We start from the raw sequence: 23,040 nt of genomic DNA on the forward strand, positions 1-23,040 counted from the left end.
GACCGGGACGGAGGCGCAGCCATGTACGTCCGCACCATCTACCTGACCGGTGATCCGGCGCTGGCCGACAAGGCGCTGGAGGGGCTGAAGGCGGAATCCGTCGGACTGCTCTCCGGTCAGGCCGGCTACCGGGGGTTCAGCATCTTCTCGGACCGGCGGCTCGGAAAGATCCTGCTGGGTTCGTGGTGGGAGAGCGCGCAGAACGAGCGGGACAGCTACACGGCGCTGCACGACCAGCGCCAGGAGCTGCTGACCGTATTCGGCGGCACGATCAGCGTGGCCAGCTGGGAGGCCGCAGTGTCCCGCCGGGGCGACGCGCAGCCGGGGGCGGGGTTCCGGCTGGTACGCCTCGGGTTCGACCCGGCGGCGGTCGACCGGCTGGTGGAGGCGTTCGAGGCGACCGCGCTGCCCGGGCTGGAGTCACTGGACGGGTTCGTCGGCGGCGCACTGCTGATCGACCGGACGCGCGGAACCGGGAGCGTCGGCGCGATCTTCCGCGACCGGGCGGCGCTGGAGGCCACCCGGGGAGCGCAGGCGCGGCTCCGCTCGAAGGCGGCGGAGGCGTCGGGCGTGCAGGTGCAGACACTCGAGGAGTTCGACGTCGAGCTCCTCGACCGGCCGTAGGCCGGCAGGGGCTCGGGAACCGCGGCAGCCGGCTGCCCGCCCGCTCCCGGCACCCGGCCCGCGACGAACCGGACCGGACGACCGGACCGGACCGGACGCAGCGCGGTCGGGGGCGTCCTGGGGCCCCGGTGGGAAGGGCGCAGCGCAGCGGGCCCCCGGCCGCCCCGGCGCCGGGCGCGGAGCAGTTCGCCGTCCGGCGCGGGCGCGAGCACCTGCTCGACGTCGGCCGGGTCCACGCCGTCTTCGTCGCCGACGCCCGCAGGCGGGGCGAGGCCTGCGGCCCGCTCGACCTCCTCCCCGCCGTCGGCACCGAACAGACCGCGGCACAGCTGTGTGGATGGCGGGGCGTTGCTGGTCATGTCTGGGGGTCGGGATCGAGCTCCTTGACCAGGAAGACGGCGGGGTCTGCGACTTGGTGTTCGGCGCCTGTGTCATCGGTGTAGAAGTAGCGATCCAGGTAACGGACGGTGGGCCGGTACCCCAAGCGGGCGTAGAGTGCTGCGGCTCGCGGATTCCCGTGATCGTCGACTCCCAATCCGATCAGGCGTGCGCCTCGTTCGGCAGCAAGCTGTTCGGCGTGGCGGATCAGGGCGCTGCCTGTCCCGCGGGACTGCAGCGCATCGACGACGTGCAAACCGTTGATCTCCGGGCAGCCCGCTATGACGGCCCGCACTTCTGGTGCCGCGCATCCATCCCAACGGACCTCGCAGGTTCCGGCCAGCCGGGCGGCGTCCAGCCAGGCCACCAGGAACGTGCTGGTTCCCGCGAGCTGTCGGGCGAACCGCTGAGCGTGGTAGGAGATGGCGCTCGAGGAGGGCAGGCGCTCTTCCAGCGCATCCAGATCTTCTTGTCGGCAGGCCTTGATGTGCATGGGCATCATGATGCTGTCCCGTCCGGCGCGGAGACGACGCATTTTCGCCGGTGGGCTCGGTCGAGCTGTCCCGGGCTGACCCTGCCGTGTCGGCGGGAGTTTCCGGAGTCACCGACGGCCGAGGAAGATCCTTCGGGTCAATCGGTTGGGAGTACTCGCAGACCGCGGCGTCACGGAGTGAGTTTGTAACCGGCCGTACGTGGGGAATGCGAGCTGGACGCCGTCACAGTGGTCGCGGGGCGGGGTCCAGTGGTGACTGAGCCTTCCCCCGGGACGTGAACACCGGAGTTTCATGCGGCGAGGGTGATCCTACGGGACGCCGCTGTCTGCTGTTCGAACTGGATCGGGCTGAGGTAGCCGAGCGTGGAGTGGCGTCGGCGGAGGTTGTAGAAGGAGATCCAGCGGAACACATCCAGCCTCGCCTGTTGCTGGCTGGCCCAGCGCGCTCCGTGCATCAACTCCCGCTTCATTGAGGCGAAGAAGAAGGTGGGCGGGGCGGGTGCGGGATGCCCGTTCCGCGGCGGACCGGGACGGAGGCGCAGCCATGTACGTCCGCACCATCTATCTGACCGGTGATCCGGCGCTGGCCGACAAGGCGCTGGAGGGGCTGAAGGCGGAATCCGTCGGGCTGCTCTCCGGTCAGGCCGGCTACCGGGGGTTCAGCATCTTCTCGGACCGGCGGCTCGGGAAGATCCTGCTGGGTTCGTGGTGGGAGAGCGCGCAGAACGAGCGGGACAGCTACACGGCGCTGCACGACCAGCGCCAGGAGCTGCTGACCGTATTCGGCGGCACGGTCAGCGTGGCCGGCTGGGAGGCCGCGGTGTCCCGCCGGGGCGACGCGCAGCCGGGGGCGGGGTTCCGGCTGGTGCGCCTCGGGTTCGACCCGGCAAGGCGCCCCGGGAGCGCCGATCTGACGCCCACCAGGGCGCGGGCGCATGGTCAACAGCCAGGTCAGGGACGGGCGGTGACGATCCGCAGGTCCCGCTGATCGGTGGGCCGGCTCCCGGCGGCTCCTGTCGCGCCGGGGTGGTCGGGGGCCGGTGGCGGGGCGGTCAGGGTCGGCGGCCGGATGCAGGGCGCGGGGGCGGCGTGCGATGGGCCAGTGTGCGGCGGGCCGGTGTGCGCAGCGTCGGCCACCCGGTGGTGGGTGGCGGCCGCGACGGTCCGCGTCTTCGGCCCGGCCAGAGGTCGGGAACGCGGCCGAGTCGGGCGGGACGCCACGTCCGGGGGCGGCTTGGTCCACCGGCCGGAGAGGGGCGGAGAGGGCAGGATTCGAACCTGCGCGGGCCCCGAAGGGCCCTGCTCGGCCGTTGCCGGCCAGGCACCCGATGAACCGCTCCGGGCACCTCTCCCAGCCAGGGACCCTCGCGTTCCCTGACGTGCTCTCAGGATGGCCCGGCGGCCTGACCGGGCACTGACACCCGACTGATCCGGGCCGCGCCCCGAGCAGGCGCAGCGGGACCGGCCGGGGCGGGCTGGTCCGGGCCGGCACCGAGGGCAGGGCCCGGCGTGAAGGCTCGGGGCGCGGCCGGACGCGGAGCAGCCAGGGCAGTTGGCGGCCCCGGGGGTGCTGGGTGGGCCCGCCACGTGCAGGGCCGGGTCCGAGGTCGGGGCTCGCGTGCGGCCTGTGGGCGGCCGAGGTGAGGGGCGCAGGGCGCTCACCGGGACGGCGTGGCGGGGAGGTTGCGTGGTGTGCGGCCCGCGCCGGCGGGCGGAATGCCCGACCGGCCCCTATGTTGGGGATGAAATAGCACAAAAACCCCATCGAATTCGGTTTTGGAGTCGTCGTCATGAACAAGGGGCAGCTCGTGGAGGCGGTGGCCGGGCAACTCGGCAGCCGCAACGCCGCCGAGGACGCCGTGGACGCGGTGCTCGACGTCATGGTCCGCGCGGTGGTGGCCGGGGAGCGGGTGCAGGTCACCGGGTTCGGCACGCTGGAGATGGTCGAGCGCGCCGGCCGCTACGCCCGCAACCCCCAGACCGGCGAGCGCGTCAGGGTCAAGAAGACCACCGTGCCCAGGTTCCGCCCCGGCCAGGGCTTCAAGGACCTGGTCTCCGGCGCGAAGAAGCTCCCCAAGGCAGGACCCGCCGTCGCCAAGGCCCCCAAGGGCTCCCTCACCACACCCAAGGCCACCGCCGGCTCCCCCGTCGCGAGGAGGGCCTCCACGAAGCGCCCCACCGCCACCGCCGCGCCGGCGGCACCAGCCAAGAAGACCGCCACCAAGAAGGCCACGACCACGGCGAGGACGACAGCCACCGCCCCTGGGACGAAGAAGACGACCGCCCCCGCCAAGAAGACCACCACCGCCAGAAAGACCGCACCCGGGGCGGGCAAGAAGACGACCACGCCCGCCAAGCGGACCACCCGCCGCGCCACCACCTGACCCGAACGGGCGCCCCGGCCCGGCACGAGCCCCGTGCCCGCCATGCGGTCGATCGCGCCGACGGCGGGCCCGGCACGCCGGGCTAAGACGAACGCCGAGCCCCCGCTCCACCGACTTCCAGTCGAGCGGCCGCCGGTCCCCCCGCCAACCGGTCAGCGCGACGACTTCCTCGGCCCACGACGGCTCATCGGATTCCACGGCACGGCATCTGGCCCTTGATCTGATCGTCGCGGACCGCGCCGAGTTTGCCAGCCCCGCTCCCTGTGACGGGCCCACGGTCCGGCTCCTCCAGTGGGCCACGACTTCGGCCGGACACCCGTTCTGCTGGCTCGTGGAACCTTCGGACCCGGACCAGTGGCCGGTCTTCACTCGTAGCGACAAGTGGGATCCCTGGGAGCGCTTCGACTGTTCCTCGGCGGAATTCATCCATCGGATACTGACCGATCCGCAGCACCCCTACTCCCTCGCGGAATATTTCGAGACGCCCTGGTTCACCTCTGCCGAGCAGGTCGAACAAGCCGAGGCGGACTTCTGGGACTCCCTGGGGTCTCGGTGAACGGTCAGCCGAGCCAGACGATGTCGATGACGTGGAGGCGCCCGGCCATCCGGTTGACCAGGTAGACCAGGCTCAGCTGCCCGATGGAGGCGCAGCGCACGTCTTCGCCTTCGGGGTCGGTGGCGTCCCACTGGGGCCAGCCCCAGGGGGTGCGGGAGGCGATGTCGAGGAGGTCGCCGACCATCTGCTGGGCGTGCGAGGGGAGGTTGACGAACGTTTTGCCGGCGTTCGGGGACAGGCGGGCGGGCCAGACCGGGTCGCTCACGGGCGGGTTCCGAGGAGGTCGGCCAGGTCGGTGCCGTCCTCGTCGTCCATGCCGGCGGCGACGAAGGCGTCGACGGCGGGTGCGCTGTCCAGGCGGACCTGCCAGGTGCGTACGACGTCGTGCAGTGGGGAGAGGTCGTAGGTCTGGCGGGAGTCCTCCAGTGCCTTGGCCCAGTCCCGCTCGAACGCCGGCAGCCACCGGGCGGTGCGCTCGGGGCGCTCGGCGCGGATGCGGGCCAGCAGCCGGGCGGCGGCGCGCGGGGCCGGGGCGGGCGGCGGGGCTGGAAGATGCTCGGGCTGGGCGCTCACTGGGGGTCCTCCACTTCGTCGTCCGTCACGGTACGGCAATCGGGTGCAACCGGTAGCGGGCACAAGGGGATTCTCCCGCCGTCGGTCGATTCGAATGCGCCGGACGGCCGCCCGCCCGACCGGACGCCGGGCCGCGTTTCGCACCCCGGGAACGGGCGCAGGTCCGTGTCCCGCCCTGGCTCACCACGGCGCCGCCGGGGCCCTGGGAATTCCCCGGTCCTGTGACTGAGCGCTTCAGTCGGCGAGTTGAGCATCTGCCGGGCCGGTTCGCGCAGGTCGATGGTGGATTCGGCTCGCCGCGCGCGTACGCCTCAGAGCATCCGCTCGGCCGTTGCCGCCCGTGCTCGCAGCGCGTCGGCCTCCTCGTGCTGCCCCTGGGCGGCCAGGATCCGTGCCCGGTACTCCATCGCGTACCCGTCGCCCAGCTCCTCGGCGTGCAGGAATGCCTGTACGGCCCGCTCCAGGTCGCCTCGGTCCCGGAAGGCCACCCCCAGCGCGGTGATCGGGAACGCCTCGTCCTGCGCGAGGATCACCGACGCCCAGCGTTCGACACCGGCCGCATCGCCGCGGTCGAGCGCCTGCTTGACGAGGCCCAGCATGGCGTCCGGATCGCCGAGCGCCGCGGCCTTCTCCCAGACCACCTGTGCGCGGTTCGCGTCACCGGCCACCGCGTGCAGCATGCCCAGGTTGTAGGCGGCGACCGCGTTCCCGGCTGCCCACGCCCGGCCCCACCAGTGCAGCGCGCCGGCCCGATCACCCTTCAGGTACAGGGCCGCCGCCAGGCTCCCCATCGCCACGTCGTCGCCCAGCTCCGCCGCGACCGTCAGCTCGGCCAGCTCCTCGTCCGGCGGCATCCCGGCCCCGCCGACCGGCAGCCGGACCGACACCAACTCCTCGTTCGGCTGCGACCGCCGACGGAACCACCAAGCCATCAGCAACCACCCCAGCGGCACAGCCGCACCGATCCCCGGCGTGCGGGCAAGCGAACACCTGTCACCCGGCGATCATGCCAGGCCCGTGGAAGGAGGCCGTGGGCAGCCCGCAGGCGCTACGGCGGTCAGCCGTCGGCGGTGCCGTCCGTCCGGTGCGCGAGCCCGGACGGCTCGTGCGAGGGCGGTGGCTCGCTGGGCCGTGGCGTCGGTTGCGATGCACGGTGGCGGGTGGGGAACGCCGAGGTCGTCAGCCCGGTGCGGTCCCTGGGCGGGGTGCCGGCGATGGCGTCGGTGCCGGTGCGGCGCTTCGCTCGGCGGGCCCGCCGGCGGCGCCGTCGCGGGTTGGAGTGCCTGGCTGGTGGGTTGCGCAGCACTATGTGCAGGGGGGCGGTCGAGACCGACGTGGAGGTGGCGATGAGGGTCGTGTTCGTGCACGGGGCGTGCGTGCGGGACGGGGCGTGGTGGTGGCACCGCACCGCCGAGCTGCTGCGGGAACGGGGGGTGCCGAGCGTGGCTCCGGCGCTGCCGAGCTGTGGCGAGGCGGGCCTGCCCGGCGGCGTCGGCGGTCCGGGGCTGCCCGAGGATGTTGCCGCGGTGCGGCAGGTGCTGCGGGCCGGCGACGAGCCGACCGTCGTGGTCGCCCACAGCTACGGCGGCATCGTCACCGCGGAAGCCGCTGCGGGAATCGGGTCGGTGCGCCACCTGCTGCTGGTCTCCAGTTACCTGCCCGAGGTCGGGCAGAGCCTGTCGGAGTTCGGGGACGGCGGCCCCGCCCCGTTCCTCGACGTCGACCCCGACGCCGGCACGTTCGGGGTCCGGCCCGAGCTGCTCGTGGACACGTTCCTGCAGGACTGCGACCCCGAGGTCCAGGCGCAGGCGGCGGACCACCTCGCCCGGCAGAGCGTGCAGGTGACCGGGCAGCCGGTCGGGGCGGCCGCATGGCGGCTGTTGCCCTCGACGTACCTCGTCTGCGCTCGGGACCGGGGAACCCCGGCGCCGCTGCAGCGCGAGTTCGCCCGCCGGGCCGGCAGCGTCGTCGAGCTCGACGCCGGCCACCACCCGTTCCTGTCCCGGCCCGCAGCGGTCCGGGACCTGCTGCTGACGCTGTGAACAGCGGTGCGCCGGGTGGGCGGACCTCCGCCCTTCGCCCCGGACCGCTACCAGGTGCGGGTGTGGGCCAGTAGCGTCGCCGCGGATTCCTCGGCGAGGTCCTCGGCGTACGGCGGCAGCGGGCGGCCGGCGCGCAGATGTCGGCGGACCACGGACAGCGGAAGGTCGATCAGGGCCAGGATGACGCGGTCGCGGTCCTGGGTGCCGGCCGCGCCGAGTGCTTCGGCGAGGGTGGCAAGGGAGCCGAACACGCGCTGGTTGCCCAGGTCCGCGCGTTCCTTGTGTTCCTCGGACCAGTCGGCGCGGCCGAACTCCTCGGGCCCGTACAGGAGGAGCGAGGCCTCCTGCGGGTGCGCGCGACTCCAGGAGACGACGTGCCGGGCGGCGGCACGGGCGGCGAGCCGGGGGTCGGGGTCGCTGCCGAGCGCGGCGAAGTACCCGTCCTGGAAGCGCTCGACACTGCGCAGCCACACCTCGGCGAGCAGGGCCGGCCGGCCGGGGAAGCGGTGGTACACGGATCCGCTCGGCGCGCCGACCGCCTGGGCGACGGCGGTCATGGTCACGTCGGCCGGGCCGCCGGCGGCGGCGAGGAGGACCGCGGCGTCGAGGATCTGACCGGTGTCGAAGCGGGGTGGTCGAGCCATGAATCAGAGGGTAACCTCCAGAACAACTAGAGAGAGTTCTCTAATTTACGTCCGAGGGAGACCCATGCCCGTCTACAACGTCCACGAACGCGTGCTGACCGCCGAGGCGAGCGAGGTGGGCGCGCTCATCGACAGCCTGTCCGGCGGGACGGCCGACCGGCCGGACATGCTGTGGCCGCACTCGAAGTGGCCCGCGGTGCAGTTCGACCGCCCGCTGGCGGTCGGCGCGGTGGGCGGCCACGGACCGGTCCGCTACACGGTCGCCGCGTACGTGCCGGGCACCTGGGTACGGTTCGCCTTCAGCGGGCCGCGCGGCTTCGACGGCTTCCACGAGTTCGCGGCGCTGCCGCTCGACGGGGAGCGCACGGTACTCCGGCACACCCTCGCGATGCGGACCGGCGGCCCGGCACGTCTGAGCTGGCCACTGGCCTTCCGCTGGATGCACGACGCCTGCCTGGAGGACGCCCTGGACCGCGCCGAGGCGGCCTGCACCGGCACGGTGTCCCAACCGTCCCGCTGGTCCCCGTACGTCCGCCTCCTGCGCTCGCTCGCCCGCTGACGACGCGACCCCGCAAGGGGTCGGTGATCGTAGGCGGTCAGCGGCGCAGGACGGGCCGGCCGTGCGGTCGTCGTGCCGGATCGCGGCGGTCGGCCAGGGGATGCGCTGCGCGAGTTGTGCACCCGCCGGGCCGGCGGCGGCCGACCGGCCCCGCCGGCCTACGGGGTGTCCTGCGACACCAGGTAGGCGTCGTACTCGATCACCGAGGGCACCGGCACGTTGAGCTTCCCGGCCGACTCGGTGAGAGTCTCCTCCTGGCCGAGGAGTTGCCCGGACACCGGATCGACGATGAACGTGTACCGGGTCGGCAGACCGCCGGCCGCCGAGTCCGCGGAGAAGGCGACGCCCGGCCTGCCCGCACGGTCGACCACCTCCCCGGTCACCGCCACTTCGGGCAGGTCGGCCAGCAGCCGCAGGAGCGCGGCCCGCTGCCGGGGCGACAGGACCCGTTGGGTGACCAGGTCGTGGACCGCCTGGGAGGCGCCCAACGGCCCGTCGATCCCCGGCGTCCGACTCCGCAGCCAGGCCCGCAGACCGTCCGCGGTCACCGGCACCGGGCCCTGCAGCGTCGCATCCGCCGTCTGCTCGGTCGCCGAGCCCGGGCCGTCGTCCAGGAGGAACCGCCTCAGCCGCGCGCCCTCGGGTGACCGGACCAGGTCGAACTCCTCCGGCACCACCTTCGAGAACGATCCGCCGGAGTCCGTCCTCGTCCACAGCGCCCACTGCCGCCACCGCAGATGCGACCGCTCCCCGCCCGGGCTCTCCGGGAGCGTCTCGACGCGCCGCGCGATCTCCTCCAGCTCCGCCGCCGCGCCACGGCGGGAGTCCTCGGCCGCCAAGTGATAGGCCAGCGGCGGCGGGGTCGCAGCGAAAGCAACGGGCGTCGCGCCCGGCCACACGGCCACGGCGCCCGACACCACTGCCGCCACCGCCAGCGCGGCCACCGCCGGACGCGACCGGAAAGCCGCGCGGGCCGGTGCGCGCCGAAGGGCGGGAACCGGTGCGTCCCGGAGGATCCGCTCCAGGCCACGCTCGGCCGCCTCGGTGCCCGGCGTGACTCCCGCTGCGGGGTCGGCGGGGCCCATGAGGTTCCTGACGCTCCTGCTCGTGCTCATCCTGTTGCCCCCACAGCCTCTCGACCGATGGTCTCCGGTGTCTCTCCGGCGCCGCCGACGGTCTCCAACGCCCGGGCGAGCCGCGCGCGGGCCCGCATCAGGCGCACCGAACAGGCAGGCGCGGAGCAGCCCAGGACCCGGGCCGCCTCGCGGACCGTCAAGCCCTCCCAGCCGATCAGCGCCAGCACCTCCTGGTCCGAGGTCCGCAGCGCCGCCCAGGCCCGGTGCACGACGTGACGCTCCGTCACCGCCTCTCCGACATCCCGGGCGGTGACGGTGGCGTCGACGGCCAGATCGCGGTGCAGGTCCTCGGCGCGGCCGACCGCGCGCCGGTGGTTGGCGACCGTGTTGCGGGCGACCGTGTAGAGCCACGGCAGCGGCGCCCCGGCCGGCAGCGTGTCCATGCGGCGCCACGCGACCGCGAACACCTCCGCGGCCAGGTCCGCCGCGTCGGCGGCGCCGACCCGCCTGATCATGTAGCGATACACCGCGCCGTAGTGCTCGCGGTACACCCCCCGGAACTCTTCCCGCTCCCCCACCGTCACCCCTCGACCGATCGCTTCACCCGGTCTATGTGTGACCGGCCCCGGATCTAACACCTATCCGACCTCGTTTCATCTACCGCTGGTCGAAGGTGCCGCCCCGTACAGAGTGGCCGTCAGGAACCGGACACGCGCGCCCTCGCCGTGCGTCCCGATACCCCCGGTGAGCGCCCCACCCGGCCAGGGTCACGGGCGGTCCGGGCGTTCCGGGAAGCCCTGTTCCGGCTGGGGCGCAGACCCAGCACGGTGGCGATGAACGCGGCCAGGGTGAAGGCTGCGGTGGTCACGAACGCCGCGTGTGTGCCGGGGACGAACGCGCCGGGCACGTCACCCGCGGCCTTGACCGAGACGACCACGGCGAGTCCGATCGCGCCGCCGAGCTGCTGGGTGGTCTGGAGCAGTCCGGACGCGGATCCGGCGTGCTCGGGTGCGACTCCGCCGACGATCAGGGACGCCGCGGGCATGAAGACCAGTCCGGCGCAGATGCCGTTCAGCAGCAGGGGGGCGAAGACGGCCGGGACGTAGTTGCTGGTGGTGTCGAGGTCGGCGAGCCAGACGAAGCTGCCGGTCAGGCCGAGGGTGCCGATGAGCAGGAGCGGTCGCTGTCCGAAGCGTCCGACCAGCCGGGGGGTGATGCGGGACAGGCCGAAGATGGCCAGGGTCATCGGCAGGAACGCCAGGCCGGCGACCAGGGGGCTGAAGGCGAGGACCTCGTGGAGGTACTGCACGAGCAGGAAGAGCGTGGAGATCTGTGCGCCGAAGACCAGGGTGACGATCACCAGTCCCCCGATCCGGCGCCGGCCGCGGAGCAGGTCCGGTCGCAGCAGTGGGTGGGTGACGCGGCGTTCGGTGCGGGCCAGGACGGTGGCGAGGGCTGCGGCCAGGACGAGGCCGCCGATGGTCTGCGGGGAGGTCCAGCCCTTGTCGGGTGCTTCGGTCAGGGCCCAGACCACCGCGATGGCTGCTCCGGTGGCGGTGACGGCTCCGATGAAGTCGAAGCGGCCGGGGTGGCGCGGGGTCTCGGTGACGAACCGTCGGGCCAGGGCGAGGACCGCGATGCCGATGGGGACGTTGATGAACAGGGTCCAGCGCCAGGAGCCGTATTCGGTGACCAGGCCGCCCAGGACCAGGCCGAGGGTGCCGCCGCCGACGCTGACGGCGGAGAACAGGGCCAGGGCCCGGTGGCGGGCCGCTTCGTCGCGGGCGCTGGTGGTGACCAGGGCGAGCACGCCCGGTGCCGTCAGGGCGGCGCCGATGCCCTGGGCGGCCCGCGCCGCGATGAGCATCGTCGGGGACTGGGCGAGACCGCCCAGGAGGGAGGAGAGGGTGAACAGGGCCAGGCCGGCTTCGAAGACCTTCAGGCGGCCGAACGCGTCCCCGAGGCGTCCGCCCAGCAGGAGCAGTCCGCCGAAGGCCAGTGTGTAGGCGTTGAGGACCCACGACAGCGATGCGGGGCCGAATCCGAGGTCGGTGCTGATCTTGGGGAGGGCGACGTTCACGATGGTGCTGTCGAGCAGGAGCATCAGCTGCGCGACGAGCACGACGGCGATGCCGATCGCGGCGCGGCGGGAGCCGACGGGCCGGCCGGCCGGGACCGGGCCGGTGCGGGGTGCGGTCGGCGGCCTGGTGCGCCGGGTGAGGGAGACGGTGGGCATGGCACTGGTCCTGTTCTGGTCGGAGCCCGATGGGTGTGGGCGTGCTGCTGGTCCTAGGCGGGGGTTTCGCCGGTGGCGGTCAGGACGGCGCGGCCCAGGATGTGGGCGGCCATGGTGAAGCCGAGGAGGGCCGGGGTGGCGTCGGCCGGAACGCCGATGGACTCGACGTCCAGGGCGTGCACCACGGTGAAGTAGCGGTGGGGGCCGTGGCCGGCCGGCGGGGCGGCACCGATGTAGCGGGCGGCGCGGGCGTCGTTGGGCAGCTGGAAGGCGCCCTCGGGCAGGCCGGAGCCGGTGTCGTCGCCGGCGCTCTCGGGCAGGTCGGTGACGGTGGCGGGGATGTCGGCGACCGCCCAGTGCCAGAACCCGGATCCACTGGGGGCGTCGGCGTCGTAGACGGTGACGGCGTAGCTCTTGGTGCCTTCGGGGGCGCCGCTCCAGGACAGCTGCGGGGAGGCGTCCTTGCCGCCGGGGACGCCGAAGATGCCGGAGTACTGCTCGGGCGGCAGGGGGGCGCCGTCGGTGACGGTGGTGCTGGTGACGGTGAAGGACGCAGTCTCGGGCAGGCGGGCGAAGGGGTTGTTGGCGCTCATGGCGTGATTCCTCTCAAGCGGTGCTGTGGAGTGCCGGCGGTGGGGTCGGCACAGGCCGGGGCCCGCCGCATCGGGCGGGTAGGGGGTCACTCTGTTCCCCCCACCACAGAATCGACAGTATCACTGATAATCGATTATTAAGGGGTTCGTCTATGATGGGCTCATGCCTGAGACGATCCACATCGCGGCCTCGCCCGGGAAGCAGATGCTCTCCGAGCAGGTCTACGCACACCTGCGGGACGCGATCATGCGCGGCCAGTACGGCCCCGGCGCCGCCCTGAAGCCGCAGGACCTCGCCCGGGAGCAGGGCGTCAGCCTGGCGGTGGTGCGCGAAGCGCTGGTACGGGTGGTCGGCGAGGGCCTGGCCGACCGGCTGCCCAACCGCGGCTTCGCCGTCCCCGCCTTCTCCGACCAGCGCTGGCAGGACATCACCCAGGCCCGCCGGACCATCGAACCGGTCGTACTGCGCCTGTCGATCGAGCACGGCGACCTCGACTGGGAGAGCCGCGTACGAGCCGCCCACCACCGGCTGGCCCGCACCCCGACGCACGTGCCCGAGGAGGGCGAGTCCTACAGCGCCGCCTGGGCCGAGGCGCACCGGGTCTTCCACCGCACCCTGCTGGAGGGCTGCGGCAACCCTGTCCTGCTGGAGACCTTCGACCGGCTGTGGACCGCCAGCGAACTCGCCCGCCGCTGGGCCGCCCAGCTCAACCCCCGCCGCGACGCCCTGGTCGAGCACGCCCGGCTGGAGGAGGCGACACTGGCCCGCGACGCCGACACCGCCGCCGAACTCCTGACCCAGCACCTGACCATGACCAGCGCCGCGCTCACCACCACCCCGCACGAATGCGAAGGGGATGGCTGCTGACGACGCCACTGCGGGAAGGCCCCGGCTGCCGCCACCACAGCACCGTCAACCTTCGGCCCGGGCTCTGAGAATCCGGACTTCCAGTCCTTCCGGAGCTCCTACGTCACCCCCCTGATCGAGCGGCTGGAACGCCCGCTTCGCCCAGGACCAGGTCGGCCACGACTACGCGTCCACGACCGCGATCTCCACCGACGCGTGGTGGCCGGTTGCCTCGCCGTATTCGGTTACAGCTTGGTGCGCGATTGCCTGGGGCAACGCGTTCGGACGGAGTGGCACTATCGGGGGTACTGGGTAAGGCCGAACAGAGCGCCGGTGGGATCGCGCAGGACCACGTCTCCGTTGGGGTCCTGGCGAACTTCGGTCGCACCGAGCTGTTGGGCCTGCTTGGCGTCGGCATCGGGTCTGTTGCTGGCGAAACTGACCCGCCAGAGTGATCGCTGCGCCGTTGGTTTCCCTGGCGGCGGGCCGGTGGCGGCGGTGGAGTTGTTCGGCAACCGGAACTCGGTGTGCTCAGGGTTGGAGTTCCAGTGCAGGGCTGGTCGGTAGAAGGCGGCGGCCTGCTCGGGGTGGTCGGTGAGAAGGCTGATGCCGGCGAAGGTGCCCGGTTCGTGGGTCAGCTGCATGCCGGTGTGGGTGCCGGGCTGCCAGAGTGACAGTGGTGCGCCGACAGGGTCGAGGGCGACGGCGGCGTGGCCGAGTGTCCCGACCCGGGTGGGTGCCACGATGATCTGGGCGCCCAGGTTCGTGAAGCGGGTGGCGGTGGCTTGGATGTCCGCCACGGTGACGTTGATCGTCCAGTAGGGTGCGCCGGGGTCCTCGGCCGGCCCCAGGGCGGCGACAGGTTGTCCGCGCAGTGTGCAGAGCCTGTAGCCGTTGGGGTCCGGTGGGGCGACGGTCCAACCGAACAGCGCGGTGTAGAACGCCGTCGTCGTCTCCATGTCGGGGGTGCCGAGGTCGATCCAGCTCACGCTGTTCTCGGGGTGCCGCGTGATGTTCATCGAGATGCCCTACTTTCTTGGTCGTGGGTTCGAACTGGTCACTCGTAAGATCAGCGGAACCCAGGGGCTCTGGGTATGGCTGTCATCGGGTCGCCGTCAGATGGCTTGAAAGGCTTGGCCGCCCAGAGCCCCGCGACGACTCGACCGCCAATTGGGAGATGCGACTCGATCGCTGTGTAGGGCAACGTCGGCGAGGTCGTCTGCTGGGCAGAGGTAGCGCGACGAGCTGGCGGAGGTGACCGTGCCCCGGATATGGGCCGGAGTGGACATCGGCAAGGAACACCACCACTGCGTGGTGATCGACTCGGACGGCGGGCGGCTGCTGTCCCGCCGGGTCCTGAACGACGAGACCGCCCTGTTGGAACTGATCGGGGACGTCCTGGCCCTCGACACCGATGTTCTCTGGGCCGTCGACCTCAACCACGGCGGTGCCGCGCTGCTGATCGGACTGCTCCTTGGCCACGACCAGCCGATGGTCTACATCACCGGACTGACCGTGCACCGCGCCTCGGCCTCCTACCGAGGCGAGGGCAAGACCGACGCCAAGGACGCCTTCGTCATTGCCGACCAGGCCCGTATGCGCCGGGACCTGGGCCTGCTGCGGCCGGGCGACGAGGTCGCCGTCGACCTGCGCACGCTGACCGCTCACCGCACCGACCTGGTCTGCGACCGCACCCGTCAGATCAACCGGCTCCGTGCTCAACTGCTGGAGATCTTCCCGGCATTGGAGCGGGCGCTGGAGCTGACCAACAAGGGTCCGGTGGTGCTGCTGACGGGATACCAGACTCCGGCGGCGATCCGCCGCAGCGGAGCGAAACGGATCGAGACGTGGCTGCGCGACCGCAAAGTGCGCGGCGCCGCCGCACTCGCCAAGGTTGCGGTGGAGGCGGCCGAGGCCCAGCACACGGCACTGCCCGGCGAGAAGCTGGCCGCCTCGATGGTGGTTCGCCTCGCGAAGGGGGTGATGGCCCTGGACGAGGAGATCGCCGAGATCGACGCCCTGATCGAGGCCCGGCTCCACGAGCATCCGAACGCCGATGTGATCCTGAGCCTGCCCGGCATGGGCAAGCCTTTCCGTTGGGGCCGCCTCGCCCCGGCAGTGGAGCGAGGCGGTGTCCAGAGCCGACTCGGCGGCGACCTGCGGTGTCAGGTGTAGTAGGGCGAGTTCAGGTCGATGCTGGCGTCCTTGACGATGTCGCCGTCGAACAGTCGTGTCGTTGCCGGGGCTCCGGCCCGGCGGGCTTCTTCGGCGAAGGGGCCCTGGGCGAAGGCCAGGGCGTTCTCGGCGCTGTCGAACTCGTAGAAGCCACCGATGGTGTGGGTGCCGATCCCGGACAGCCACGTCTTGCGGATCAGACCCGGCGCGGTCTTCAGGGCCACGTTGACCTGGTGCCAGTCGAACTGCTCGAACGGCACTGCCGCCTGGATCTCGGTGTAGAGAAACGTCTTGCCCATCACGAACCTCCGGTTTCGGGGCCTGCCCGGCCCACGTCACTAGTACGTGCGTCCTAGTAGTGTGAGCATGGAGTAGGATGGCCGTACTAGTCAAGGGGGGTGCGATGGCCGCGGACACGAAGTCCCGCATGATCGGCGCAGCGATCGGGCTGCTGCAACGCCACGGCCTGCCTGCGATGTCCTTCACCGACGTCCTGGCCGAGAGCGGTGCCGCGCGCGGGGCGATCTATCACCATTTCCCGGGCGGCAAACAGCAACTCGCGCTCGAAGCCGCCCGCCGCAACGCGGAGGACGTCCGCGGCCACCTGCACGAACTGCCGGCCCGCACGCCACGCGAGGTTGTGGAGGCGTTCCTCGGCAACGTCCGCCCCGTGGTGCAGGCGTCCGCCGGGGGTGGCGGCTGCGCAATCGCGGCGGTCACCGTCGACGGCGGTGCGGCCATTGCCGACCAGAGCAGCCTGCGCACTGTCGCCGCCGAAGCGTTCACCGGCTGGGTCGGCGAGCTCACCGGAAAACTCACCCAGGCCGGAATGAGCTCATCCCAGGCCGCCGATCTGGCCACCCTCATGATCGTCACACTCGAAGGCGCCCACATCCTCTGTCGCGCAGCGGGCAGCATCGCGCCTTTCGACAGCGCCGCCGCGGCCCTGCTCTCCGCTATCCCGAGCCCGGGCTGACCCGTGTCAGACCACAGCAACGTGGCGCGCTGTAACGATCATGCTTCTGTCATGACATGAACAGGGCCGTGCGGGTTGGGTGTTGTTGTGACGCAATACCTTGGCCGCACGGCCTTGTCCCATCGTCTCTTCACTGGCCTTCAGCGCCGTCGACTCGGTTCGCTGATCGCAGAGTTGGCCCAGGCATGGATGGCCGCCGAGGAGGGCCGACTGCACGAGCGTCGAGGCCGCAGCCGGTTGCGTGCGGCCGGTGCGGGACCGAATCACCAGCTGGTGTTCACCGACCGGGTCATCGCCACGCTGGTCGCCCTGAGGTTCCAGCTCCCGCACGGGGCGCTGGCCTTGCTCTACGGAGTGGACCGCTCCACGATCACCCGGGCTGTCCACGAGGTCCGTCCCCTTCTGGCCGCTCGTGGCTTTGCTGTTCCCGGACAGGGTGACCTGCGGCTTCGCACTCTCGCGGACGTCTTCGCCTATGCGGCGGCCGAGGATGTCGAGCTGCGGCTGGACGGCACGGAGGTCCGGGTTCGACGACCCCGGGCGAACAGGCCAGGCCGTCGCGCCTTCGTTTCGGGCAAGATGCGGCAGAACACCAAGAAGGCCACTGTCGTCACTGACGGACAGGGCCGTACCCTGTGGGCCGGGGCCTTCCGACCCGGCCGAATGCACGACCAGACAGCCGTGAAAACCGAGGGAATCTGCGACCTGTTCGAACAGTACCCCCAGGTCAGAGCCAAGGTCGACGCGGGCTACCGCGGACTTGCCAAGCAGTTCCCCGACCAGGTCCAAGCCCCGCCGCTCAAACCGAAGAAGGGCGCCCCGCCCGAAGACGTCGCCGGCTGGGACGCGGCCCGCCATCAGCAGTCTTCGGAGCGCATCCGCGTCGAGCACGCCACCGCTGAACACAAGCAGTGGCGAACTCTCCAGCGTTACCTCGGACGCCGCGAGTACTTCGACGAGACCTACGCGGCAGTCGCCGCCTTGGTCTCCGACCGCGCCGCCGAGAGGTGAGCACCAATCAGACAACCCACCAGACCAACACGCCCCGACCTCATTCGCACACAAGGCCGTTACATTCAGGCAGGTTGGAAGAAGGCGAGCATTTTCTGGCTGGCGTCCGGCGACGCCAGGATTTCCTGGATGTGCGCGGACTGCCGGCCGGCAGCGCTGGTGCGTTCGAACATCTCGCGTTCGTACTCTTCGACGGCTGCGGGAAAGTCGTCCGGGTGTGCGGCCAGCGCGAGGCCGAGCAGGGCGCCGTCGAGCAGCGCCATGTTGGCGCCCTGCCCCACCGGCGGCATCAGGTGCGCGGCATCGCCGAGCAGCGTGACGCCCAGCGTCGACGGCCAGGTCAGGCCGACCGGGAGCGTGCTGATCGACCGCGGCAGGATCGTGTCGTCGCAAGCAGCGATCAGTGCGGTGAACCGTGGGTCCCAGCCGGCGAACAGGTCGATCAGCCGCACCCGGGCCGCGGCCGGATCGTCGAACGGGATCCCGCTGGCGGCGAACCAGTCCTCGGCGGTGTTGTGGAAGCTGAGGTAGACGCGTACGCGGCCGTCGCCGTTCCGCTGCGCCGACAGGGATTGCCCGTTGCCGAGCACCCAGTAGTTGCCGCGCCCGACCATCGCCGCGAGGTCGGGGTGGGTGCGGTCGATGTCGGGAATGCCGAGCTCGACGACGTTCTGGCCGGTGTGCGCCGGTCGGGCGTCGGTGAGCAGTGCGCGGACCCGGGAGTTCGCGCCGTCGGCGCCGACCAACAGGCCGTACGTCGCAACCCTGCCGTCGGCGAAGTGCAGCAGGCCGTTGTCGGCGGATTCGAACGCATGCCCCCAGCGCACCGTGTGTTCGGGGAGGGAGTCCAGCAGTAGGTCGCGCAGATCGGCACGGTCGACCTCGGGTCGCTCCAGCGGTGCGTCGTCGGGCGTGTCCTCCTGCAGCAGCAGGGTGCCGTCCGGCTCGAGGAGGCGCAGATCCTGGCCTTCGGGGCGGGCGATCGCGTGGAACCGGTCGATCAGGCCGGCCTCGCGTATCGCTCGCTGCCCGGTCCCGGAGTGCAGGTCGAGCATGCCGCCCTGGCCGCGCGCACCGTGCGACGGTTCGCGTTCGTACACGACGGCGTCGATGCCGTTCACGTGCAGCACACGGGCGAGGGCCAGGCCACCCAGGCCGGCTCCGACGATGGCGATGGTCATGACTGCCCCCGATTCACCGCATTGGTCGATACACTGTATCGCTGATGTCACCGTATCACTCGCGATAGTGTCGGCGACATGTTGGTGTGGGAGAGGCCGGAGCCGCCGGATCGGCCGGTGCCGGCCACGTTGAGCCGGGAGCGGATCGTACGAGCGGCGATCCGGCTGGCCGACGCGGACGGCCTGGAGGCGGTGTCGCTGCGCAAGGTCGCCGCCGCGCTGGGCGTCGGGCCGATGCGGCTGTACGGCTACATCGACACAAAGGACGAGTTGCTCGATCTGATGGTCGATGCGGTCCACGCCGAGATCCGGCCGACCGGAGACGGCTGGCGAGAGGTGCTGCACTCCCTTGCCGAAGCCACCCGGAAGGCCGCCCAACGGCACGCATGGTTCGCCGACCTGATCGGTGGGCGCCCGCAGCTCGGGCCGCACACGCTGGCCTGCGGGGAGGCCGTGGTGGCCGCAATGGGCGGCGTCGACCTGGACACCGCCGTGCCGGCGATCGCCGCGGTCAATGCGTACGTGACCGGCGCGGTGCGCCGGGAGATCACCGAGCGGCGTGCCGAGCGGGCCACCGGGATGGACAAGGAGCAGTGGCAGGCCGCCTTCGGGCCATATCTGGAGCGAACCTTCGCAACGGGCCGATTCCCGGCGCTGGCCACGGTCGTACGCGATGGCCCTCACCTGGACGCTGACCGAACCTTCCGGACCGGTCTCGACTTCCTCCTCGACGGCATCGAAGCCCGCATCTCAAGCTGACGCGCGGCCAAGGGGCCGGACGAGCGCCGCCCGTGGCGCCGAATCGACGCTGACGCGTTGCGACGTCGCAACCTCACCAAAGCGCGCGGCAGTGACTCCTCCCCCGGCTGAGGCCGGGGGCTTCTCGCTATGCCGGTACGGCTTAGCGACGGACCAGCCCGGCCCGTAGAACATTGAGTGCTCCCACGGTGTCAGCGTGCGCGTGGTGGCCGCACCGCTGACAGTGGAACTTCTCCTGTGCGGGCCGGTTCTCCTTGGCGACGTGCCCGCATTCGGGGCAGGTCCGGGAGGTGTTGCGGGGGTCCACGGCGATCAATTCCCGTCCGGCACTTTCAGCCTTGGCGTGCAGGACCGCGAGGAACACCCCCCATCCGGCGTCGGCAATGCTGCGGTTGAGTCCGGCCTTTGAGGCGGACCCGTTGGGCAGGAAAACGCCCGGCTGATCGGGGTCGGGCTTCGGCTTGGGGGCCTTGCTCATGTTGCGGATCTTGAGGTCTTCGTGCGCGATGAAGTCGTGCGCGCGGACCAGTCCAAGGGCGGTCTTGTGGGCGTGGTCGAGGCGTTGGCGGCGGACCTTGCGGTGGAGGTCGGCGACCTTGGCCACGGCCTTGCGGCGGCGGTTGCTGCGCCGCTTGCACCGGGCAAGGGCCTGCTGTGCGGCTTCGATCTTCGCGGCGACGGTGCGGGCGTGGCGCGGGTTGGGCACGAACTCGCCGTTGGAGTCGGCAAGGAAGTTGGCTATGCCCAGGTCGATGCCGACCACGCTGCCCGTCGCGGGCAGCTGCTCGGGCTGGTCCTGCTCGGCGGTCAGCACGACGAACCACTTGCGGCCCTCGCGCTTGACACTGACGGTTCTGACCTTGCCGACCACGGCCCGGTGCTGATTGACCTTGACGTGTCCGACGCCTTGGAACCGGACGCGAGTGACGGGGTCGTGCGGGGTGGAGTCCCACCGGCAGCCGTCCCCGTCTTTCGGGAACTCGACCGTGTCGAACCAGTTCACACCCCGGAACCGGGGGTAGCCGGGCGTCTCACCGGACTTGACCCGGCGGAAGAACGCCGCGAACGCCTTGTCGAGACGGCGGAGAGTCGCCTGCTGGGAGGAGAACGACCACCGGCCCTGACGCTCCGGGTCGAATGCCCGGATGTCCTTGAGCTGCGCCGACTGCATCCCGTACTTGACGCTCGTCTTCGACGGGTGCCGGTAGGCGTCGCGGCGTTCCTGCAACGCCCCGTTGTAGAGCGAACAGTGATCCCGCAGCATCTCGGCGAGTGCCTGTGTCTGACCCACGGTGGGCCGCATGAGGAACTTGTATGCACGGATCATCCGGTCCACCCCCTCCCGGTGCTGACGATTGATCATACTACGCTTGGCCCATGTCACCACGTTGGGAACCAGACCCCGATATACGGCGGGGAAACCATGTCGTCTCCAACCTGCACGCACACTTGGTGTTTGTCACCAAGTACCGGCGTGAGATCTTCAACGACGAGATGCTGACGCGCTGCGAGATGATCATGCGCGACGTGTGCGACGGCTTCGGCGCGGAGCTGCGGGAGTTCAACGGCGAGGGCGACCACGTCCACCTCCTGGTGCACTACCCGCCGAAGGTCTCCGTCTCCAAGCTGGTCAACAGCCTCAAGGGCGTCAGCTCCCGCTACCTGCGGGCCGAGTACACCGGGCGCATCAACCGGATCGGCATGGGGTCCGTCTTCTGGGCACCCTCGTACTTCGCGGGGTCCTGCGGCGGCGCACCGCTCAGCATCGTCAAGGACTACATCGAGAACCAGAAGCGCCCCGTTTGACCGTCACCACGGAGGCGCAGAGACCTCCGGCGCTCCGCGCCTCCGTGCCAGGGATCGTATTCCCGCCCGGCCTGAAGGCCGGGATTCCCTGCGAAGATCAAGGATGGGCGAGGCCGAGCAGGCCGTCGTCCGCAGCCAGCCGGTGCCGGCGAGGAGCTCTTCACCGTGGACGCCACGCCTGCACAGGCTGACCTTTACTGGATCGGGGTGCACAACGCGCTCGGTACGCCGGACGAGGCCGTACGGTACGCGTCACGGATTGCCCCGGCGGCGTTGCCGACGGCGGAGCGCCGGGCCCGACTGGGGACGGACACGGCGAGGATGTGGCAGCAGCTCGGGGATCACCGTCAGACGTTCGCCGCGCTGCGGCTGGTGGAGCAGGCGGCGCCGGAGGAGGCGCAGCGGCCGGCGTTGCGTGCGATGACGGCGGGGTTGTTGTACGGGCCGGTCGCACTGCCGGGGCTGCGGGAGTTCGCGCAACGGACCGGGGCTGCATAGATGCTGGCGACCGCCGAGAGCGCGGCCTTCATGGTCCGGCCCGCGGTAATGGTCAGCCGAGTACTCGCCGATCTCCGGTTCGGTCGGCGACGTCCTCCCCGCCCCGTCGGGGTGGTCGTCTGCGGCCTTTTCGTAGTCTGCTCCCCGCACGCGCGGGGAGCGCCCGCTGCATTCGGCCCTGGTATCGGGCCGCAGCGGCATCGGGCGGAGTGGAACGCCGAAGCCCCGTCACCGGGCCGGACCGCTGTGGGGCGGGATCCGGGTCCGGTGGCGGGGCCGCCGTCGGCGGGTCAGCCGCAGTGGCTCCAGGGGCTCTCGTACGAGCTCTGGTCGTTGTCGCTGAACCAGCCGTTCCACTTGACGCACTCGCCCGCGGCGTGGGCGTAGACCGGGCCGGCGTAGGACCCGTAGTAGCCGGTGTCGGACTTCTGGGAGCTGCCCTGGACGGTGAGGCCGGCCGACATGTGCACCGGGGAGCCCGCGTTCCCGCGGATGGTGACCACGCAGTTGTAGCCGTTGGAGCTGTTGTAGGTCAGGTAGACCCACACGTCGCGGTTGATGAGCTGTTCGGAGTCGACGACCTTGTAGCCGGGGCCGCAGACCTCCGTCGGCGAGGCGGCGAGAGCCGAGGCCTCAGGCGCGGTCATCACGGTGGCGGCTCCGGCCATCGCGAGGGCGCCGAGGACGGAGACGAGCTTCTTGCGCACGGAAAAACCTCTCTTGCGCCGAACATCCAGTGGTTCGACACGGTCGGAAATGCGGATCTGTCGGGCTCTGGTCGGTCCGCCGGGGGACGGGCCTGCCGGAGCCGGGAACGGGACCTCGGGGGCGTTCCCGCGGCCCGTCGAGGGGGCGGGAGGCGGGGCTCAGCAGCCCCGGGTTCCGCTCGACACGGAGTACTCGTGGCCGGCCCAGTTGACGTAGCCGTAGGCGTAGACGCAGTAGTCCGCCGTGCCGGTCACGCCGACCGGTCCGGCGTTGTACGCGTACGATCCCTTGTCGATGCGCGACGAGGCGTCGACGGTGCAGCCGCCGCCCGTACCGGACTTCTGCAGGCACCGGTAGATCTCGACGCTGGTCGTCGCCGAGACGCCGTAGGACGCTCCGCGGTGGTAGAAGCAGGCGCTGTTGGTGCCGCCGTTGCTGCTGTTGTAGTAGATGACCAACTCGCCGATGGCACTGCCGTTGTGCGAGACGCTCTGGTGGTACGTGATGGTGCCGGAGCAGGAGGTGGCGGCCTGCGCGGTGGAGGACGCGAACAGGCTGACGCCGGCGAGCAGCGCCACACTGGCGAACACTGCGAGGACTCGGCGGAGGACGTGCATACGGAACCCTGTCTGAGGCGGATCATCGATGATCGATCGAACGTCGACCATGCTGGCGCAGCCGCGTAACACCGCCGTATCGCACGAGGGCCCCGCTCGTGCGCCGCTTCCGCTGCCTGAACAGCGCCTGCTCAGCAGTGACGTTCGCCGAGCAGATCGAGGTGTCCCGAGAAGCGCCCCTTCACGGAGGAGGCCGCGCCGCTCGCGGGGGTGGAACCGGCGTTCCACCCCCGGCCCGCTTCCTCGACCGGCCCACCGGGCGGTCCGCTCGGGCGGGAGTGCCCCACCGCACGCCGCCCTATGA

General features: G+C 71.2%; 27 protein-coding genes, 1 tRNA gene and 1 pseudogene. 12 read left to right on the top strand and 17 right to left on the bottom strand.

What is annotated here, in order from left to right; genetic code table 11:
- Positions 1-21 precede the first annotated feature (21 nt).
- A complete protein-coding gene (locus OG871_RS00820) occupies positions 22-624 on the top strand; it encodes a hypothetical protein (RefSeq protein ID WP_371493562.1) in 603 nt (200 codons plus the stop codon).
- Positions 625-979: 355 nt separating this feature from the next.
- Here the strand turns inward: OG871_RS00820 and OG871_RS00825 are convergent, their stop codons facing one another.
- Together OG871_RS00825 and OG871_RS00830 are read right to left on the bottom strand one after the other, a co-directional pair.
- The gene (locus OG871_RS00825) at positions 980-1,495 is read right to left on the bottom strand and encodes a GNAT family N-acetyltransferase (protein WP_371493564.1); all 516 of its coding nucleotides are present in this window, start codon (positions 1,493-1,495) and stop codon (positions 980-982) included.
- 290 nt (positions 1,496-1,785) lie between these two features.
- Complete coding sequence (locus tag OG871_RS00830; protein ID WP_371493565.1) at positions 1,786-1,965, bottom strand: IS3 family transposase; 180 nt, start codon at positions 1,963-1,965, stop codon at positions 1,786-1,788.
- A gap of 74 nt (positions 1,966-2,039) precedes the next feature.
- Here OG871_RS00830 and OG871_RS00835 point away from each other — a divergent pair, with 74 nt between their 5' ends.
- The gene (locus OG871_RS00835) at positions 2,040-2,483 is read left to right on the top strand and encodes a hypothetical protein (RefSeq protein WP_371493566.1); all 444 of its coding nucleotides are present in this window, start codon (positions 2,040-2,042) and stop codon (positions 2,481-2,483) included.
- Positions 2,484-2,752: 269 nt separating this feature from the next.
- On the opposite strand, the gene OG871_RS00840 is transcribed toward OG871_RS00835, so the two are convergent.
- Positions 2,753-2,847, bottom strand: a tRNA-Cys gene (locus OG871_RS00840).
- Between the two features lie 438 nt (positions 2,848-3,285).
- On the opposite strand from OG871_RS00840, the gene OG871_RS00845 reads away from it, so the two are divergent.
- Positions 3,286-3,879, top strand: coding sequence for an HU family DNA-binding protein (locus OG871_RS00845; RefSeq protein WP_371493567.1), 594 nt, complete (start codon positions 3,286-3,288; stop codon positions 3,877-3,879).
- A gap of 560 nt (positions 3,880-4,439) precedes the next feature.
- Here OG871_RS00845 and OG871_RS00850 read toward each other — a convergent pair.
- The 3 genes from OG871_RS00850 to OG871_RS00860 form a co-directional block, all read right to left on the bottom strand.
- Positions 4,440-4,700, bottom strand: a complete 261-nt coding sequence (locus tag OG871_RS00850) for a hypothetical protein (protein ID WP_371493568.1) — start codon at positions 4,698-4,700, stop codon at positions 4,440-4,442.
- Positions 4,697-5,008: a DUF6247 family protein gene (locus tag OG871_RS00855; protein WP_371493569.1), complete on the bottom strand. Its 312-nt coding sequence runs from the start codon at positions 5,006-5,008 to the stop codon at positions 4,697-4,699. Before OG871_RS00855 ends, OG871_RS00850 begins: the two co-directional genes overlap by 4 nt.
- 311 nt (positions 5,009-5,319) lie before the next feature.
- Positions 5,320-5,940: a hypothetical protein gene (locus OG871_RS00860; protein ID WP_371493571.1), complete on the bottom strand. Its 621-nt coding sequence runs from the start codon at positions 5,938-5,940 to the stop codon at positions 5,320-5,322.
- A gap of 414 nt (positions 5,941-6,354) precedes the next feature.
- Here OG871_RS00860 and OG871_RS00865 point away from each other — a divergent pair, with 414 nt between their 5' ends.
- Positions 6,355-7,050: an alpha/beta hydrolase gene (locus OG871_RS00865; RefSeq protein WP_371493573.1), complete on the top strand. Its 696-nt coding sequence runs from the start codon at positions 6,355-6,357 to the stop codon at positions 7,048-7,050.
- Between the two features lie 47 nt (positions 7,051-7,097).
- Here the strand turns inward: OG871_RS00865 and OG871_RS00870 are convergent, their stop codons facing one another.
- The gene (locus OG871_RS00870; protein ID WP_371493574.1) at positions 7,098-7,694 is read right to left on the bottom strand and encodes a TetR/AcrR family transcriptional regulator; all 597 of its coding nucleotides are present in this window, start codon (positions 7,692-7,694) and stop codon (positions 7,098-7,100) included.
- A gap of 64 nt (positions 7,695-7,758) precedes the next feature.
- Here OG871_RS00870 and OG871_RS00875 point away from each other — a divergent pair, with 64 nt between their 5' ends.
- Complete coding sequence (locus OG871_RS00875) at positions 7,759-8,253, top strand: SRPBCC family protein (protein WP_371493575.1); 495 nt, start codon at positions 7,759-7,761, stop codon at positions 8,251-8,253.
- A gap of 158 nt (positions 8,254-8,411) precedes the next feature.
- Here OG871_RS00875 and OG871_RS00880 read toward each other — a convergent pair whose 3' ends face one another.
- The 4 genes from OG871_RS00880 to OG871_RS00895 form a co-directional block, all read right to left on the bottom strand.
- Positions 8,412-9,368, bottom strand: a complete 957-nt coding sequence (locus OG871_RS00880) for a hypothetical protein (RefSeq protein WP_371493576.1) — start codon at positions 9,366-9,368, stop codon at positions 8,412-8,414.
- Positions 9,365-9,907 (bottom strand): RNA polymerase sigma factor, encoded by a 543-nt coding sequence (locus OG871_RS00885; RefSeq protein ID WP_371493577.1) that lies wholly within the window; start codon positions 9,905-9,907, stop codon positions 9,365-9,367. The genes OG871_RS00880 and OG871_RS00885 overlap by 4 nt, the downstream gene beginning before the upstream one ends.
- A gap of 119 nt (positions 9,908-10,026) precedes the next feature.
- Positions 10,027-11,565 carry an MFS transporter gene (locus OG871_RS00890; protein WP_371493578.1) on the bottom strand — a complete coding sequence of 513 codons (1,539 nt, stop codon included), beginning with the start codon at positions 11,563-11,565 and terminating at the stop codon, positions 10,027-10,029.
- Positions 11,566-11,618: 53 nt separating this feature from the next.
- Positions 11,619-12,158 (bottom strand): YbhB/YbcL family Raf kinase inhibitor-like protein, encoded by a 540-nt coding sequence (locus OG871_RS00895; RefSeq protein ID WP_371493579.1) that lies wholly within the window; start codon positions 12,156-12,158, stop codon positions 11,619-11,621.
- A gap of 163 nt (positions 12,159-12,321) precedes the next feature.
- On the opposite strand from OG871_RS00895, the gene OG871_RS00900 reads away from it, so the two are divergent.
- Positions 12,322-13,026 (top strand): GntR family transcriptional regulator, encoded by a 705-nt coding sequence (locus OG871_RS00900; protein WP_371493580.1) that lies wholly within the window; start codon positions 12,322-12,324, stop codon positions 13,024-13,026.
- Between the two features lie 275 nt (positions 13,027-13,301).
- Here OG871_RS00900 and OG871_RS00905 read toward each other — a convergent pair whose 3' ends face one another.
- A complete protein-coding gene (locus OG871_RS00905) occupies positions 13,302-14,024 on the bottom strand; it encodes a VOC family protein (protein WP_371493581.1) in 723 nt (240 codons plus the stop codon).
- 241 nt (positions 14,025-14,265) lie between these two features.
- Here OG871_RS00905 and OG871_RS00910 point away from each other — a divergent pair.
- Positions 14,266-15,090: pseudogene (locus OG871_RS00910) on the top strand (IS110 family transposase); the annotation flags it as partial.
- A gap of 80 nt (positions 15,091-15,170) precedes the next feature.
- Here the strand turns inward: OG871_RS00910 and OG871_RS00915 are convergent.
- Positions 15,171-15,479, bottom strand: coding sequence for a hypothetical protein (locus OG871_RS00915; RefSeq protein WP_371493582.1), 309 nt, complete (start codon positions 15,477-15,479; stop codon positions 15,171-15,173).
- Between the two features lie 104 nt (positions 15,480-15,583).
- Between OG871_RS00915 and OG871_RS00920 the strand changes: the two genes are divergently transcribed.
- Together OG871_RS00920 and OG871_RS00925 are read left to right on the top strand one after the other, a co-directional pair.
- Positions 15,584-16,156, top strand: coding sequence for a TetR/AcrR family transcriptional regulator (locus OG871_RS00920; RefSeq protein WP_371493584.1), 573 nt, complete (start codon positions 15,584-15,586; stop codon positions 16,154-16,156).
- A gap of 87 nt (positions 16,157-16,243) precedes the next feature.
- On the top strand, positions 16,244-17,167 hold the full coding sequence (locus tag OG871_RS00925; RefSeq protein ID WP_371493585.1) for a transposase family protein: 924 nt from the start codon (positions 16,244-16,246) through the stop codon (positions 17,165-17,167).
- A gap of 65 nt (positions 17,168-17,232) precedes the next feature.
- On the opposite strand, the gene OG871_RS00930 is transcribed toward OG871_RS00925, so the two are convergent.
- On the bottom strand, positions 17,233-18,348 hold the full coding sequence (locus OG871_RS00930; protein WP_371503186.1) for an FAD-dependent oxidoreductase: 1,116 nt from the start codon (positions 18,346-18,348) through the stop codon (positions 17,233-17,235).
- Between the two features lie 78 nt (positions 18,349-18,426).
- Between OG871_RS00930 and OG871_RS00935 the strand changes: the two genes are divergently transcribed.
- On the top strand, positions 18,427-19,107 hold the full coding sequence (locus OG871_RS00935; protein ID WP_371493586.1) for a TetR/AcrR family transcriptional regulator: 681 nt from the start codon (positions 18,427-18,429) through the stop codon (positions 19,105-19,107).
- A gap of 142 nt (positions 19,108-19,249) precedes the next feature.
- Here OG871_RS00935 and OG871_RS00940 read toward each other — a convergent pair whose 3' ends face one another.
- Complete coding sequence (locus OG871_RS00940) at positions 19,250-20,434, bottom strand: RNA-guided endonuclease InsQ/TnpB family protein (protein ID WP_371493587.1); 1,185 nt, start codon at positions 20,432-20,434, stop codon at positions 19,250-19,252.
- A gap of 50 nt (positions 20,435-20,484) precedes the next feature.
- Here OG871_RS00940 and tnpA point away from each other — a divergent pair, with 50 nt between their 5' ends.
- Positions 20,485-20,913: an IS200/IS605 family transposase gene (gene tnpA, locus OG871_RS00945; protein WP_371493489.1), complete on the top strand. Its 429-nt coding sequence runs from the start codon at positions 20,485-20,487 to the stop codon at positions 20,911-20,913.
- 165 nt (positions 20,914-21,078) lie between these two features.
- On the top strand, positions 21,079-21,411 hold the full coding sequence (locus OG871_RS00950) for a hypothetical protein (RefSeq protein WP_371493588.1): 333 nt from the start codon (positions 21,079-21,081) through the stop codon (positions 21,409-21,411).
- A 290-nt stretch (positions 21,412-21,701) separates the two neighbouring features.
- Here the strand turns inward: OG871_RS00950 and OG871_RS00955 are convergent, their stop codons facing one another.
- Together OG871_RS00955 and OG871_RS00960 are read right to left on the bottom strand one after the other, a co-directional pair.
- The gene (locus OG871_RS00955; protein WP_371493589.1) at positions 21,702-22,118 is read right to left on the bottom strand and encodes an acetyltransferase; all 417 of its coding nucleotides are present in this window, start codon (positions 22,116-22,118) and stop codon (positions 21,702-21,704) included.
- 159 nt (positions 22,119-22,277) lie between these two features.
- Entirely contained in the window at positions 22,278-22,709 is a 432-nt protein-coding gene (locus tag OG871_RS00960; RefSeq protein ID WP_371493590.1) for a hypothetical protein, read from the bottom strand.
- Between the last annotated feature and the right edge of the window lie 331 nt (positions 22,710-23,040).

Origin of the sequence: Kitasatospora sp. NBC_00374 (assembly GCF_041434935.1) — a bacterium.
Lineage (GTDB): Bacteria > Actinomycetota > Actinomycetes > Streptomycetales > Streptomycetaceae > Kitasatospora.